Below are 13,841 nucleotides of genomic sequence, written 5' to 3' on the forward strand. Positions count from 1 at the left end.
CAGTGTATCGGAGGCAGTGATGAAAGAAGATTCGACCGCGGTGCTCGTGGTTGGGGGTGGCCTGGTGGGTTTGTCGGCCGCGATGTTCCTCTCGTGGCGCGGTGTGCCCACCGTCCTCGTCGAGCGGCACCCGGGCAGCTCACCGCATCCGCGTGCCATCGGCTACACGCCGAGGACGATGGAGCTCTTCCGTGCGGTCGGGCTGGGTGCCCGCGTTCCGCAGGCGCCGGCAGACTTCCGGCTGCGCCGGAGCCGGGTGGAGAGCCTGGCGGGGAAGTGGTTCGAGGAGACCCCCTGGACACCCGAGGAGCGGCGGGGGCCCGGGCTCGAGTACTCGCCGTGCGCTGGCGCCGCGCTCTCCCAGGATCGCCTCGAGCCCATCCTGCGTGAGAAGGCGATCTCACTCGGTGCCGACATCCGGCTCGAAACGGAGCTGCTCGGTTTCGAGCAGGATGCGGACGGAGTCGTCGCCTCGCTGCGCACGCGCGACGGAAGGGAGTACGCGATGCGGGCCTCCTATCTGGTCGCGGCGGATGGCCACCGCAGCCCGATTCGCGAGGCGTTGGGGATCGGCCGGACGGGACGCGGCCATATCCGGACGGTGCGCAGCGTCCTCTTCCGGGCTCCGCTCGAGGAGTACCTGCGAGCGGGCATCACGCAGTTCAACATCGACCAGCCGGGGCTCCAGGCGTTCCTCACGACCTACGGCGATGGCCGCTGGGTGCTGATCTTCTCGGACGACGAGGAGCGCGACGAAGGCACGCTGAGGGCGCTGGTGTCCAAGGCGATCGGCAGGACGGACCTCGAGGTCGAGCTCATCACCACGGGCCGTTGGGAGATGAGCGCACTCATCGCGGACCGCTTCGCGTCCGGCCGGGTCTTCCTCGCCGGGGATGCCGCGCATACCCTGCCGCCCGCGCGCGGTGGCTATGGTGCGAACACCGGCATCGATGATGCGCACAATCTCGCGTGGAAGTTGTCCGCGGTTCTCTCCGGAGCGTCGACGCCGCTGCTGCTCGACACCTACGACGCCGAACGGCGCCCGATCGCGTGGCTCCGGCATGGGCAGCTCTTCGCCCGGAGCGACTACGCGGCGGTCGCGGCCGGGACCGCCAGGGACGTGCCGATCCTCGACGACAGCGCCGTGGAGTTCGGTCAGCTGTATCGCTCGGCCGCGGTGCTCGATGCGGGCGATGGACTCCCGCCCGCGCGGAGGCCCGAGCAGTGGGCCGGTCAGCCCGGCACGCGTGCGCCGCATCTGTGGATGTTCCAAGGAGACGAGCGGGTGTCCACGCTCGACTTGTTCCAGCGGACATGGGTGCTGCTCGCCGAGGACGAGCGGTGGTGCTCCGCCGCGGCGAGGGTTGGCGAGCAGCTGGGCATCGAAGTGCGGTGCCTGCGCATCGGCGTGGATGTGCGTCCGTCCGATGAGGAGGCCTTCCGGACGGCATTCGGCCTCGGGACAGGGGGGGCTTCGCTGATCCGTCCGGATGGCTACGTGGCCTGGCGCGCGATCGAGCTGCCAGAGGAGCCGCTCCGTTCGCTTGGCGAGGCCCTCGGGCGGGTGTCGTGCGCCACGCGCGGGTTCTGGACTGCTGGCGAGCGGTACTCCACGGTCCCTCGCGCTGAAGCCCGCCAGTGATCCGCTCGCGCCGGGTCCCAAGCCTTCGCCGGTCCCGACGCGACCGGGGCCCGGCCTCCACCCGGCTCGTCATGCTGGGATGACCCATCCCCGTGAGCAGGGTCGTCATCGCAGGTGCCGCTCAACCGCGCGAAGGAGCGGCACCGGGCTCCCGCGCCTTCAGGTGCACCCACACTCCTTCCTTCGCGCGGAGGCTGGTGCCGATATGCACCTGGGCTTCCCGTCCCGCGACGGCGGACACCTCGTAGCGCTGGGCGACGCGGGCGAGGATGAGCTGCCCCTCCATCAACGAGAACTCCTTGCCGATGCACAGCCGCTGTCCGGCACCGAAGGGCATCCACGCCTGCTTGTGCCGCCCCTCGGAGCGCTCCGGCGTGAAGCGATCCGGATCGAAGCGTCGCGGCTCCTCCCAGATGTCCGGGTGGTGGTGGATCAGGTGCGTGAAGACCAGCACCATCCTTCCCGCCGGAATCCGGTAGCCGTCGAACGCGTCCTCCTCCGCTGACGCGCGGGGAACCCAATATGCGGGCGAGTACAGCCGGAGCGACTCCTGCAACACGTTGCGGGTGTAGGTGAGCTGGCGCAGCTCGGCGAAGCCGGGCACCCGCTCACCCAGGACTGCGTCCACCTCCGTCCGCATCCGCCGGAAGGACTCCGGATGCCGCGTCAGGAGATGGAACGCCCAGGCCAGGCCCACCGCGGTGGTGTCGTACCCGGCGACGAAGAGTGACACCACCTCGTCCCGCAACTGCGCGGGGGTCATTCGATCGCCCGACTCCGTATCCACCGCGTGCAGCAGCAGGGAGAGCAGGGACTCGTCCTCGGGGCTCCGCCGCCCCCGCTCGATGATGCGCGAGACGACCGCATCGACGAACCGGATCGCTTCCCGGTAGCGGGCGCGGCCAGGGACGGGCACCCAGTCGGGCAGTCCCTGGAGCATCATGCCCCACAGCATGTAGTCGATGATGTAGGCCAGCTCATGGCCCACCCGCTCCGCATCGGCCGCCTCCAACCCACTGCCGAACATGGCGCGGACCATCACGTTCATGGTCATCCGGGAGACGCCCTCGTCGATGTTGAAGGGAGCCCCCATCCTGGCCGCCTGCTCCCAGCCCGCCAGGCTCTCGTCGATGACCTCTCCCATCTTCCCGGTCAGCGCGACCAGGCGCTGGTGGTGGAACGCGGGCTGGATCATGCGGCGCTGCCGCTTCCAGAACTCCCCCTCACTCACCGGCAGCCCATTGCCGAGGAAGGTCCGTATCGACTCCCAGATGTGCCCCCCCTTGCGGTACTTGGACGCCTCGTCCACCAGGACGCGCTGCGCATGGCGGGGGTGGCACAGGATGATGGCGTCCGTGAAGCCCAGATTCAGGGTGAAGACGTCGCCAAGCCGCTGACGGGCCGCCTCCAGGAAGTCGAAGCGCTCCAGGAGCAGACCGGGCAGTGCGCCCACGAGAGGAACGCCCGACGCCTTGGGTGGCCAGGCGGGCGTTGACGGTTTCAGTGCTGCGGAATCATGGCGGCTCATGGGCTGTACCGGCTTCGTGGATGAGGTTTGGATGAGGCGAGGAATGGCGTGTCGGTTCAACGTGCTTACCAGGGACCAAACTTCCAGCGAGGCCTTGAATCGTGGACCCAACGGGCAGCGCCTTCATGAGCCAACGCCCTGTCCACCGGCTCCTCGCCGTGCTCTTGTGTCCCGGCATTCCCCTCGTGGCCCTGGCCCAGGAAATAATGAAAAGTCCCGCCCATCACGCGCTCGAAACCCTGCATGCATTCCGTCCCAATCTCGCTACCGGCGCAGCACGAGAATTGCTGACCATCGATGCCGACTGGCGCCTGCAACCGCCGCCCACTGTCGACACGCCAGTGTGGCAGCCGGACTCGCCTTATCTGGTGGTGGAGGGTTCCTTGACGACCCATGCCAACGTGCTGGTGCGGACCGGCCGTCACGATCAAGGCGCCCTGGTCGTGCTGGGTGATTTGCGCTGCCGCAACCTGATGGTGTCGTGGGGCTTCGACCTGGTGGTGACCGGGTCGTTGATCGTCGAGGAAGTCGTCATCACCGCGCCGGCTGATTCGAGGTTCATGGTTGGCGGCGATCTACGCGCCCGACTGCTGGCATCCGGAACTTCCACCTGGGTCACCCTGGCCCATCCCGGTCATCAGCAGGTACAGCACACCTCTGGCTACGTGATGGCGCCGCCCGACAAGCCCTCGAGACCCCCCACCCAGGCGCCTCTGACCGAGCTGCTGGTCGACGAAGTGATCGACCGCGAAGAGTGGGATGCCATGGACGAGGAAGAGCGGGCCGACGAAGACATCAACGACATCCTGAGCGTGGACAAGAAAGCCGCGCATCAACACCTGGCGGCCGGCCGATCGATCCTGCGTTGAGGCGTATGCCTGCCTGAACCAACTGTGGCCGGGCCTCGAATAGCCACGAGCGCGTCCGTCCCAGACGACGTCCCCACCGGTGTAGCTCCAAGGGTACGCGTCCAACAGGCGACTGCGCCCGACATACCGGGGCAATGGTCAGGGCCTCTGCCTGGCCCGATACTTTGTCCCATCTCTTCTGACGTCCGACTGGCCCCGGGACGATTCCATTGTGAGCAAGTTCACCGTCATCCTGCCCGCCGAGACCTGGAACAAGAACACGGGTTGGCCCTGCTCCGTGATGTCGATTCCTGGTGCACGGCTCCTCCAGTTGGTCGTGGACGGTCGCGGTGTACCGCTGGATGAGGTCCAGTTTTCTGGGATGTACATCCGGTACATTCGCCAGGACAGTGCCCAGGACGCTGCCGCCACCATCGAGATCAGCAAACGGCTGATCTCCTTTGACACAGCCATCATCGTGGCACTGATAGGGTTGCTCGGAACGTTGATCTCCGCGACGGTTTCATACGTTCTTGGCAAGAGCGGCGGGCATGGCCCGACTTCACCGTCTCCCATCGCCACCAATCCCGTCAATAAATGCAAACAGCAAGAAGGCAGTAACTGCTGGGGCGACGGCGGCGATCACACCGATTACAACGGTTATCCCTACAGCAGCATGTGCTGCCGGAACATGGACGGGGAAGTCGTCTGGGAGGGACGACCTCGTGGCTTCTTGAAGGCCGGCAACAACTGGTTCGTCTGCCAATCCCGGTGGCCGGGACACGACAACCCGAGCGTCGGTGATGCGCGGAACGATTGGTGGCTCTACACCCAGGGCGATACCCGCTACGGCAACGACCCGAACCTGGGCTGGGGCTGGTTCCCGGCCACGAGGATTGTCGGCGCCGCCAGCGGGAAGCCCATCCCGGGGCTGCCCTCCTGCGACTCGCTCCCCTATTTCCGGAGCGCGGCACCGTAACACTCTCCCACCACGCGGTAGAGTGGACTCCATGCACATGCTCTCACGTGTCGCGGTGCTGCTCGTCCTCGGACTCCTGGCCTGGCCCATGGGAGCATGGGCTTGCAGTTGTTCCCTGGAACTGGATGTCCGTGATGCGCTGGAGACGGCGCGTGAGAAGGCGGAGCTCATCTTCCGCGGCCGGGTCGACGACATCCACGAGGATTTCGGCGAGGACTATCAGGGGCCGTACGTCGGCCGGGCGACCTTCACGGTCCTGGAGACGTTCAAGGGAAAGGCCGCTCCCAAGCGGGTCTTGAGCCTGTCTGACAATATGTGTGAGTACCTCTTCGACAAGGGAGTCGAGTACCTCGTCTACGCGAGCGGAAGCGAGAAGCAGGGATTCGGGACCTCCGTCTGCACGAGGACCCAGTCCGCACGTGGGGCCTCCGTCGAGATGGAGTCCCTGCGCTCCGGCATCCTGCCCCGCCGCCCCGTGGCCATGCGGCGACAACACCTGAGCTGCACCCGGTGCGATGTGGAGGCCGTGGCTCGAAGCCTGGTATGTGGTGACAAGGCGCCTTGTGAGCCGAGCGAGGGGAAGACCTCGGAAGATGCCCTGCGCGAGGGCCGCCCCTTCTGGGAGCTCGCGGCGCGGGACACACGGGAGGAGCGGGCGATCTTCGGTGTGGGCCTGGATGGGCGGGCGTTCCAGCTCGTGCAGCGGCCGAACCTCGATGCGGAGGAGGCCTGTGAGCAGCGCGTGCTCCGGCGTGGGTGTGAGCGCCTGTCCCTCGAGCCCGCGGCGCATGGGGCCCGTGTGACGTGTACGGGCCCCTCCGAGGAGGAACCGCTTTGCGATGAAAAGGCCACGCGCCGTGCCTCGTGGGGTCCCGTGGAAGCGCCGCCCCGGGGCGTCTGCGATTGGGGTCGCGCGGATGCCCCCCGCTGTGAATGGGACTCGGAGACCGTACCGCTCGCGCCCGGCGCACCGACGCGTCCCGGACTGGTGTGCACGACCGGGCACCGGGGGAACATGGTCCCTTGCCGGGTCGTCCCCGACGCGGCCTCTACCCCGCCGGCCGTGGACGGTCCGTAGCAGCAGGACCCACCAGTATGGTCGCTCCCGGCGAAATCGGGCAGTGACCCGTGAGCGCTCGGAGCGCATCGACTCGGGGGAGCCGCGGCGCCACACCAGGGCCTCGCCGTGTCACAGGAGCCATTGCGGCACCTCACGCCCAACGAGTCATCTGACGCGACTTTCGTCGCCAAGCCTTTGCCCGTCCCTGGCCCGCCGTGTGCTTGGGGGCGGCTGGCCATGTCAGGACCGCATGACCTCTTCGCCCGCTACACCTTCAGTCACCCCGAGCGGGCCGAGGCCGAGCTGCGCGCTGTGCTGCCCCCGAATGTCGTCTCGCAGGTGGACTGGACGTCCCTGCGGCGGGAGCCCGGCAGTGTGGTGGACCCGGAGCTGAGGGAGACGGAGAAAGGGTGTGTGGGGTCGTGGAAGACGGCCTGAGCCGCGGGGACGAGCGTCTTCGCGGAGCCGAGGGGCTCACCGCTGCCCGGGTTTCGAGCGAAGCGGGGATGCGCACCGCTGGAGACCTGGAGGCGGATGCGGTGGCCCGCGAGGAAACGGTGGGCGGTGGGCCACAGGTCGATGGAGACACGCAAGGTGCTGTCGGGCTCGGCCTGGGACTGGCCGGGGACGAGGGACGGAGTGGGGTCCGGCGTGCCTTTCGTCCGCCCGGTTCATTTCCACTTCCCATGATTTTCGGCTCGGACGACTCACCTGAAGAAAGGAAGCGTCCTGATGCGTATTTCCAAGGAATGGGTCTGGGCGATGGCCGTGGGAGGGCTGGTGGCGTGTTCCTCCGGGCCCGCGGGTCCCGTGGGAGATCCCGGTCCCGTGGGCCCCGCCGGTCCGCAGGGGCCCGCGGGTCCCACTGGACCACAGGGGCCCGCGGCCCTCGCTCGCCCCGCCGCCGTGTGGCGGGATGCGAACGGTGCGTTCATCGGTCCGAGTGGAGGCGGCCGGAAAGAGGACCTGTACTTCTTCGATGACCAGGGCTTCCTCTGGCTCGTGGACATGTACACCGGGCAGCTCCGTACCCGGGAGACTCCCATCGTCTATGACGGGGCGGACTGTACGGGGAATGCGTATGTCTCGGCCCGCCTGCCGCGCGAGGTCTTCACGCTGGAGGGCGAGCCCGACACCTTCCGGGCGTTTTCCGACGCCTTCACCCAGGTGACGATCCAGGGCAGGTCCAGCAAGCGCTCCACGGCGTGCGAGAACAGTGAGAGTGCGTTCGAGATCACCGTGGTGCCCATGAGCAGCCTGCTCGCGACGCCCATCTCCAAGCCCACCGTCCAGTTCGAGCCCCCCATCCACTTCTCCCTTCAGTAGGGAGACAGGAGTCCCCATGTATGTCTTCAGGAAGTATGCCGTGGTGATGCTGTTGGGCGGGCTCATGGCCTGCTCCGGAACCGGACCCAAGGGAGACACGGGTCCCGCCGGGCCCCAGGGACCCGAGGGCCCCCAGGGACCCGAGGGTGCGCGAGGTCCCGCGGGCCCCGCCGGCTCCACGCTTCCCATCGCCGTCTGGAGGGATGCGAACGGCACCCGGGTGGGCCCGAGCATGGTCATCGGCGATAGCCCGCCCTACATCGATGCCCGGGGGTTCCTCTGGGGCCTGAACCCCATGACCGCGGAGGTCTCGGCGATGTTCACGGCCCAGGTCAGCTACGACGCCGTCGACTGCACGGGAAAGGCCTATGTCGCACGCACCCTCCCCCGTGTGGTCTTCACGGCGGAGGGCGATCCCGGCACGTACCGGGTCATGCCCGACAGGCAGACGCTGGTGAAGGTCCAGGTCAGGTCCGTCCGGCAGGAGGGGCGGTGCGTCAACTCGGCGTACCAGGAAGACCTGCTGCCCCTGGAGGACACCCTGCCCACGACGCCCATCGTCCCGCCCGCCGTCACCTTCGTGGGGCCGCTCCACCTGGAGCTGGAGTAGGCGTGAGCCGCGAGCGGGCCGCTACTTCAGCAGGTACTCGACGTCGTAGTTGCCGAACTCCTCGCGCCACCCGGCCTCGGCGTCGCGCACCGCCGCCTGCACCGGCGAGCCCGGGGCCGATGGCGCCGCCTCCATGAAGAAGGCCTCGTCCCGGTAGCGCGTGGCGCTCCGTTCACCACCACAGCGGGATGTCCTCGTGAGTGGCCCGCGTGCCTTGCGTCCGCTCAGCGGACCTCCACTTCCTGGAACACCACGCCGTCCAGCTCCAGTTGCTTCACCGTATCCACCATGCGCTCGGTGGCGAGGATGAAGCCGGGCGCATCGCGGAAGCGGAAGATGTCGAGGTCCTTGGGCAGCGACGAGGCCGCGGGCCAGAACTTCTCCGGGAGGGGGTTCTGGTTGCTACCGCAGGTGGGGCAGATGGGCTTGCGATCTGGTGAAAGGCAATCAGGGTGGAACTGGCCGTGCAGCTCCAGCTGCAGCTCCAGCAACTCAGGGTGGCTCTTCTGCCGGAAGCGTACCTTGATGGGACAGCCCTGGAGACCCCGCATGCCGGCCGCCTGCAAGCGCTCCAATGCCTCGCGGCGCGCGTAGAGCGTCCAGGGGTTCTGCATGAAGAGCTGGCCGAAGTAGCCCAGCCCGGAACCCTCCACCGGGCCGAAAGACGTCCCCGGTTGCAGCTCAGCCCATATGGGGACGAGTGGACGTACCAATTCACGCAGCTGGACGAACTCTTCGTAGGGTACAGGCCGCGCCTCATGGAACTTCTCGCGCTCGGGGAGTCTCGAAAGATCCACGCAGGGATAATGAAGTCCCCCGACACCGCCACCCTGGCGGCAGCTCGGACACGGTCGCGACCATTGCACGCCAGGCAGCCCCCACTTGTGTCCGGCATTCAGGTTTCCCGTGTAGCGCGGTGCTTCATCTCCCAAGACCCTGTAGAGCTTCACGCGACTCTTCCTCCATCCAGCAAAGCTGTCAGTTGGCGAAAAGCTGTGGACCCGGAGGGACAAGCTGATGGCTGTAAGGCACGATGGGTCCAACGATGTCGAAGCGGTAGGCCAGCTCGAAGGCTTTTCGCAGTATTTCTTCCTTTGGAACTCGGCGGTGGAGATTGGCGTCCCTGAACTGCCGCCATGCCTGATTCCACGGTCCGCCGTTCGCGCCGCGATGGATGCGCAGGTGCACCTGCTCTGGAATGGCCATCGTCCACGCGTGGACGTCGATTTCATTGTCCAAGAACCACTTCCTGAACTCCTGGGCCTGGGGAAACAGGTGGTGCTTGATCAGCCTCCCCTCGAGTCGGGGAAAGGCCGGGAGGTAGCCGTAGCGGTAGCTGAAGTGGAACGCCATCCGGGGCTGTGCATCTGCTCGAAGCCCCACGCGCCTCCAGTTGCGCTGGGTGCCAGGTCCGCGCAGGGGAGGGCGGTAGCGCGCCAACTCCGCACCGTGTGCCAGGGGAGCAAGCGCCAGCGCCTCCGGGTCCACGTCCTCGCAACTGAAGACGCCGCACTCCCCTTCGTCGCATGCGAGCACGACACACTGATCAGCGCTCGGGGCTTCGCACGCGGCGGGGTCGTCTCGCTCCACGTCCTCCCACGTGTGCACGACCGGGGTCGTAGCGGCGCACGCGGAGAGCAGCAGGACAGCAAGCGGGACTGGCAGCAGCGGCGGACGCGGTCTGGCCATGGTTGACCGCAAGTGTAGCGGTTCCCCCTGGCCAGAGATGGCGGTGTCGGACGTCGAGAGCGGGCCGCTACTTGCGCAGCAGCGTGCCCTCCAAGAAGAAGGCGAACGCGGCGGCGACGATGAGCCAGGTCCACAGGGGCACGGGCGGGCGCTCCGCGTCCGCGCTCGAGGCCTTCACCGTCTCCTCGCCGAAGTGCGCGGAGAGCGCGTCCTGCGGCAGCCGGCTCAAGTCACTCTCGGCCGGGTCGAGCGTCGCGGCGAAGGCCAGCGCGGGCACGGGCTTTCCGTCCGCGCCCAGCACGGAGAACGTCCCCGGCTGCTCCACCGGACCCACGAGCACCGTGCCGTCCGGTTGCGCCTTGGCGGGCACCTCCGTGCCGTCCGGGCCCTTCACCGCGGACACGGCCTGGGCCGCGCCCTCGGGCCGCAGTGACAGCGTCTCGCCCACGCGCACCCGCTGCTCCTCGCGCTCCTCCAGCGAGCCCGCCAGGTACGCGGCGAAGCGCTGCATCAGCGGCAGGAAGCTCGTGCGGATGGCGAAGTCGCTCCAGTCGCGGTCCACCGTGCTGGTGAAGAGCGCCACCCGGCCCTTGCCCCGCCGCGCCACGGCCACCGCCGGAGCACCGTCCTCGTACGTGGCCAGCACCTGGCTCGCGCCCTGGGCCGCGCCGCTCCCGTCCGCCTCCAGCAGCATGTACCGGTAGAAGCGCGCGCCCACGAGGCCCTCCTCGGCCTGTCCCGTGAAGGGCGCGAAGAGCGGAGTCTCGACGCGCACCTGCGCCAGCTTCGCGGCCTTGTCATCCGCGTCCGGGTCGTCGCGGTTCACGCTGGTGCGCACCAGCCGCAGGTTGCGCGGCAGCAGCGCGCCGATGCGCGTGTTGTACGCCTCGGGGTCCACGTGGTCGCCCATGCTGACGAAGAGGCCGCCGCCGTTCTCCACGAAGGTCCGCAGCTTCGCCGCCGCGGTCTCGTCCGGCGCCGGTACGTTCAGCAGGTACACGACGTCGTAGTTGCCGAACTCCTCGCGCCACCCGGCCTCGGCGTCGCGCACCGCCGCCTGCACCGGCGAGCCCGGGGCCGACAGCGCCGCCTCCATGAAGAAGGCCTCGTCCCGGTAGCGCGTGGCGTGCGGCGCTCCGTTCACCACCAGCGCCTTGAGCGGCCGCGGCACCGCGAGCACGAAGGCCCGCCGGTCGTCCTCGGCCAGTCCATCCGGCGTCAGGGTCCCATACCCAGACACCGTGCCGCCCTGCTGGAAGCGCACCGTCAGCGACTTCTGCGCCGTGCCATGGGCCGGCACGTCCACGAAGCCCTTGCCCAGCGTGGTGTCGCCCGTGCGCACCGCCGCTTCCAGATCCTTCAGAGGCGCTTCGCTGAAGTTCTTCACCGTGAAGGTGAACACGAAGGCGCGCGGTCCCGCCTGCAGCGCGGGCTCCACCTTCAAGTCCACCAGCGCGTGGTTGGGCAGCGAGTCCTTCCCGTTGGCCGCGTCGCGCAGCACCACCTCGGGACGGATCGCCTCACCCGTGGGGCCCTTCACCGTCGGCGTCGGCGCCTCCAGGCGCATGGAGCCGGCCGTCAGGTCCGACACCACCACCAGGCGCTTGCCCGCGATGGGGCTCTCCTCCAGCGCCCGAGCCGCCAGGTCCAGGCAGCGCGACAGATCCGCCGCCGCGTACGTGGGCTGTGCTTCGTCGATGGCCTGACGCAGCTTGGACCGGTCGAAGGCCGGAGGCCCGGGGGGCTGGGCCGAGCCCGTGCACACCAGTACCGTCGCGGGCTCCTCGGGGCGCAGGTCCGCCAGCGCGTCGCGCGCCTCGTCCCGGCCGCGCTCGAAGAGCGAGGTTCCATCCGACCAGCGCATGGACAGCGACGCATCCAGCACGATGGCCGTGGCCGCCGGGCCCTTCACCACCGCCGCCGCCTGCGCGTCCTGCTTCCACTCGGGCCGCGCCAGGGCCACCGGCAGCGCGAGCAGAATCAAGGTCCGCAGCGCGTACAGCAGCAGCCGCTTGAGCTTGAGCCGGCTGGCGGTGCGCTTCTGGCTGCGCAGCACGAAGGCCAGGGGCCCGAAGGGGTGGGGGCGGGGCCGCCGCCGGTCGAAGAGGTGGACGAGCAGCGGAATCAGCGCCGCCAGCGCGCCCAGCAGCATCCACGGATGGGCGAAGGTCACCGTCGCCTCCCGCGCCGGCCCAGGTAGCGCAGCAGCACCTCGTCCAGGCGCTCGTCGGTGCGCACCAGCTCGTAGTCCACGTCCGCCTCCGCGCAGGCCGACTTCACGTTCGCCAGGAAGGTGCCGAACTCCTCCAGGTAGCTCTGCTTGATTTCACGCGGGTTCACCTCGATGCGGCCCTCGCCCTCCATGTCGAGGAAGAGCGTGGGGTCATCGAAGGGGAAGGTGAGCTCGGCGGGGTCCACCAGGTGGAACACGGACACGTCGTTCTTGCGCTGCCGCAGGGCCAGGATCCGCTTGAGCGCGTCCTGGTTCTCGTCGAGGAAGTCGGACAGCACGACGACGGAGGAGCGGCGCGGGAGCACCTCGGCGAGGTGGTCCGCGGCGGAGATGAGATTGGTGCCCCCGTTGGGCGAGGTGCGCTCGAGCGCGTCCAGCAGCACGTTGAGGTGGCCGGCGGAGGCGCGCGGGGGCACGTCCTGGAAGCGCCCCTGGGTCATGAGCGCGAGGCCGGCGGCGTCCTGCTGGCGCACCAGCAGGTAGCACAGCGCGCCGGCCAGGGTGGTGGCCACGTCGAGCTTCGAGAGCGCGCCGCTGCGGTAGCCCATGGAGGCGGACGCATCCACCACCATGACGGCGCGCAGGTTCGTCTCGTGCTCGAAGCGCTTGACGTAGTACTTGTCGAACTTGCCGTAGGCCTTCCAGTCCAGGTGGCGCAGCTCGTCACCGGGCGCGTACTCCTTGTGCTCGGCGAACTCCACGCTCTGGCCCTGGTGGGGGCTCTTGTGGAGGCCGGACAGCACCCCCTCCATCACCGCGCGGGCGCGCAGCTTCACGCCCTGCAGGCGGGCCAGCGTCTGGGCATCCAGCAACATGCCGGGGGGCTATCCCTTCACCAGTGAGACGAGCTGGTCCACCAGCTTCACCGAGGTGGTGCCCTCGCTCTCGGCGGTGAAGTTGGGCAGCACGCGGTGGCGCAGCACCGGGCGGGCCACGGCCTTCACGTCCTCCACCGAGGCGACGAAGCGCCCGTTGAGGATGGCGCGCGCCTTGGCCGCCAGCACCAGGTACTGGCTGGCGCGAGGCCCCGCGCCCCACGAGACGTTCTTCGAGATGAACTCCGGCACGCCCGGCTCCTTGGGCCGCGTGTGGCGCACCAGCTCCACCGCGTAGCGCACCACGTGGTCCGGCACCGGCACCCGGCGCACCAGCGTCTGCAACGCGAGGATCTTCTCGGGCGAGAGGATCTTCTCCAGCTGTGGCTGCGAGCCGCCGGTGGTGGCCTTGACGATCTCCACCTCCTCCTCGGCGGTGGGGTAGCCCACGTCCACCAGGAACATGAAGCGGTCGAGCTGGGCCTCGGGCAGCGGGTAGGTGCCCTCCTGCTCGATGGGGTTCTGCGTGGCGAAGACGAGGAAGGGCAGCTCCAGCGGGTAGGTGCGGCCACCGGCGGTGACGCGGTACTCCTGCATGGCCTGCAGCAGGGCGGCCTGCGTCTTGGGCGGGGTGCGGTTCACCTCGTCGGCGAGGATGATGTTGGCGAACAGCGGGCCCTTGAGGAAGCGGAAGGCGCGGTGCCCGGTGGCCTTGTCCTCCTCGAGGATGTCCGTGCCGGTGATGTCCGAGGGCATCAGGTCCGGCGTGAACTGGATGCGGTTGAAGGACAGGTTGAGGACGTCCGCCAGGGTGGAGATGAGCAGCGTCTTGGCCAGGCCGGGCACGCCGACGAAGAGGCAGTGGCCGCGGGCGAAGAGCGCGATGAGCAGGTGCTCCACCACGTCCCGCTGCCCGACGACGCGCTTCTCGATCTGCCCGAGGATTTGAGCTTTGGCCCGGGCGAGCTCCTCGACGGCCTTGAGGTCCTCGCTGGTGGCTTCCGGTACCGGCGGCGGGGCGATGGGGGCGGCGTTTTCCATGAGAAGCGATCTCTTAATCTCGGGCGGCGCGCGGACCAAGGGGTTCGCGAGGGAGCCGCGGCTCGAACGT

General features: G+C 68.5%; 13 protein-coding genes and 1 pseudogene. 7 read left to right on the forward strand and 7 right to left on the reverse strand.

What is annotated here, in order from left to right; all coding sequences use genetic code 11:
* Positions 1 to 19: 19 nt before the first annotated feature.
* On the forward strand, positions 20 to 1,642 hold the full coding sequence (locus tag JRI60_RS06450; RefSeq protein ID WP_204224980.1) for an FAD-dependent oxidoreductase: 1,623 nt from the start codon (positions 20 to 22) through the stop codon (positions 1,640 to 1,642).
* Positions 1,643 to 1,763: 121 nt separating this feature from the next.
* On the opposite strand, the gene JRI60_RS06455 is transcribed toward JRI60_RS06450, so the two are convergent.
* Positions 1,764 to 3,095, reverse strand: coding sequence for a cytochrome P450 (locus tag JRI60_RS06455; protein WP_239470377.1), 1,332 nt, complete (start codon positions 3,093 to 3,095; stop codon positions 1,764 to 1,766).
* Positions 3,096 to 3,355: 260 nt separating this feature from the next.
* On the opposite strand from JRI60_RS06455, the gene JRI60_RS06460 reads away from it, so the two are divergent.
* From JRI60_RS06460 to JRI60_RS06475, 4 genes are all read left to right on the forward strand, one after another.
* On the forward strand, positions 3,356 to 4,039 hold the full coding sequence (locus JRI60_RS06460) for a hypothetical protein (protein ID WP_204224982.1): 684 nt from the start codon (positions 3,356 to 3,358) through the stop codon (positions 4,037 to 4,039).
* A 211-nt stretch (positions 4,040 to 4,250) separates the two neighbouring features.
* A complete protein-coding gene (locus JRI60_RS06465; RefSeq protein ID WP_204224983.1) occupies positions 4,251 to 4,997 on the forward strand; it encodes a hypothetical protein in 747 nt (248 codons plus the stop codon).
* Positions 4,998 to 5,028: 31 nt separating this feature from the next.
* A complete protein-coding gene (locus tag JRI60_RS06470; RefSeq protein ID WP_204224984.1) occupies positions 5,029 to 6,075 on the forward strand; it encodes a hypothetical protein in 1,047 nt (348 codons plus the stop codon).
* 219 nt (positions 6,076 to 6,294) lie between these two features.
* The gene (locus JRI60_RS06475; protein WP_239470378.1) at positions 6,295 to 6,495 is read left to right on the forward strand and encodes an Rpn family recombination-promoting nuclease/putative transposase; all 201 of its coding nucleotides are present in this window, start codon (positions 6,295 to 6,297) and stop codon (positions 6,493 to 6,495) included.
* A gap of 20 nt (positions 6,496 to 6,515) precedes the next feature.
* Here the strand turns inward: JRI60_RS06475 and JRI60_RS06480 are convergent.
* A pseudogene (locus tag JRI60_RS06480) lies at positions 6,516 to 6,650 on the reverse strand (CocE/NonD family hydrolase C-terminal non-catalytic domain-containing protein); the annotation flags it as partial.
* Positions 6,651 to 6,789: 139 nt separating this feature from the next.
* Here JRI60_RS06480 and JRI60_RS54375 point away from each other — a divergent pair.
* Both JRI60_RS54375 and JRI60_RS54380 read left to right on the forward strand, forming a co-directional pair.
* The gene (locus JRI60_RS54375) at positions 6,790 to 7,383 is read left to right on the forward strand and encodes a collagen-like protein (RefSeq protein ID WP_204229502.1); all 594 of its coding nucleotides are present in this window, start codon (positions 6,790 to 6,792) and stop codon (positions 7,381 to 7,383) included.
* A gap of 16 nt (positions 7,384 to 7,399) precedes the next feature.
* Complete coding sequence (locus tag JRI60_RS54380; RefSeq protein WP_204229503.1) at positions 7,400 to 7,993, forward strand: collagen-like protein; 594 nt, start codon at positions 7,400 to 7,402, stop codon at positions 7,991 to 7,993.
* A 224-nt stretch (positions 7,994 to 8,217) separates the two neighbouring features.
* On the opposite strand, the gene sitI6 is transcribed toward JRI60_RS54380, so the two are convergent.
* The 5 genes from sitI6 to JRI60_RS06515 all read right to left on the reverse strand — a co-directional run bounded on the left by sitI6 (position 8,218) and on the right by JRI60_RS06515 (position 13,771).
* Positions 8,218 to 8,943: a SitI6 family double-CXXCG motif immunity protein gene (sitI6, locus tag JRI60_RS06495; RefSeq protein WP_204224985.1), complete on the reverse strand. Its 726-nt coding sequence runs from the start codon at positions 8,941 to 8,943 to the stop codon at positions 8,218 to 8,220.
* Between the two features lie 28 nt (positions 8,944 to 8,971).
* Positions 8,972 to 9,682, reverse strand: a complete 711-nt coding sequence (sitA6, locus tag JRI60_RS06500) for a SitA6 family polymorphic toxin lipoprotein (RefSeq protein ID WP_204224986.1) — start codon at positions 9,680 to 9,682, stop codon at positions 8,972 to 8,974.
* A 67-nt stretch (positions 9,683 to 9,749) separates the two neighbouring features.
* Positions 9,750 to 11,855, reverse strand: coding sequence for a BatA domain-containing protein (locus tag JRI60_RS06505; RefSeq protein ID WP_204224987.1), 2,106 nt, complete (start codon positions 11,853 to 11,855; stop codon positions 9,750 to 9,752).
* On the reverse strand, positions 11,852 to 12,730 hold the full coding sequence (locus JRI60_RS06510; protein WP_204224988.1) for a DUF58 domain-containing protein: 879 nt from the start codon (positions 12,728 to 12,730) through the stop codon (positions 11,852 to 11,854). Before JRI60_RS06510 ends, JRI60_RS06505 begins: the two co-directional genes overlap by 4 nt.
* 9 nt (positions 12,731 to 12,739) lie before the next feature.
* Positions 12,740 to 13,771: an AAA family ATPase gene (locus JRI60_RS06515; RefSeq protein WP_204224989.1), complete on the reverse strand. Its 1,032-nt coding sequence runs from the start codon at positions 13,769 to 13,771 to the stop codon at positions 12,740 to 12,742.
* Positions 13,772 to 13,841: the final 70 nt, after the last annotated feature.

Origin of the sequence: Archangium violaceum (genome assembly GCF_016887565.1) — a bacterium.
GTDB lineage: Bacteria > Myxococcota > Myxococcia > Myxococcales > Myxococcaceae > Archangium > Archangium violaceum_B.

Excerpts from the sequence above, each read along its gene's own strand:
- JRI60_RS06510 (WP_204224988.1), bottom strand. The coding sequence starts at position 12,730 with ATGTTGCTGGATGCCCAGACGCTGGCCCGCCTGCAGGGCGTGAAGCTG.
- JRI60_RS06470 (WP_204224984.1), top strand. The coding sequence starts at position 5,029 with ATGCACATGCTCTCACGTGTCGCGGTGCTGCTCGTCCTCGGACTCCTG.
- JRI60_RS06475 (WP_239470378.1), top strand. The coding sequence starts at position 6,295 with ATGTCAGGACCGCATGACCTCTTCGCCCGCTACACCTTCAGTCACCCC.
- sitA6 (WP_204224986.1), bottom strand. The coding sequence starts at position 9,682 with ATGGCCAGACCGCGTCCGCCGCTGCTGCCAGTCCCGCTTGCTGTCCTG.
- JRI60_RS06450 (WP_204224980.1), top strand. The coding sequence starts at position 20 with ATGAAAGAAGATTCGACCGCGGTGCTCGTGGTTGGGGGTGGCCTGGTG.
- JRI60_RS54380 (WP_204229503.1), top strand. The coding sequence starts at position 7,400 with ATGTATGTCTTCAGGAAGTATGCCGTGGTGATGCTGTTGGGCGGGCTC.
- JRI60_RS06515 (WP_204224989.1), bottom strand. The coding sequence starts at position 13,771 with ATGGAAAACGCCGCCCCCATCGCCCCGCCGCCGGTACCGGAAGCCACC.
- JRI60_RS54375 (WP_204229502.1), top strand. The coding sequence starts at position 6,790 with ATGCGTATTTCCAAGGAATGGGTCTGGGCGATGGCCGTGGGAGGGCTG.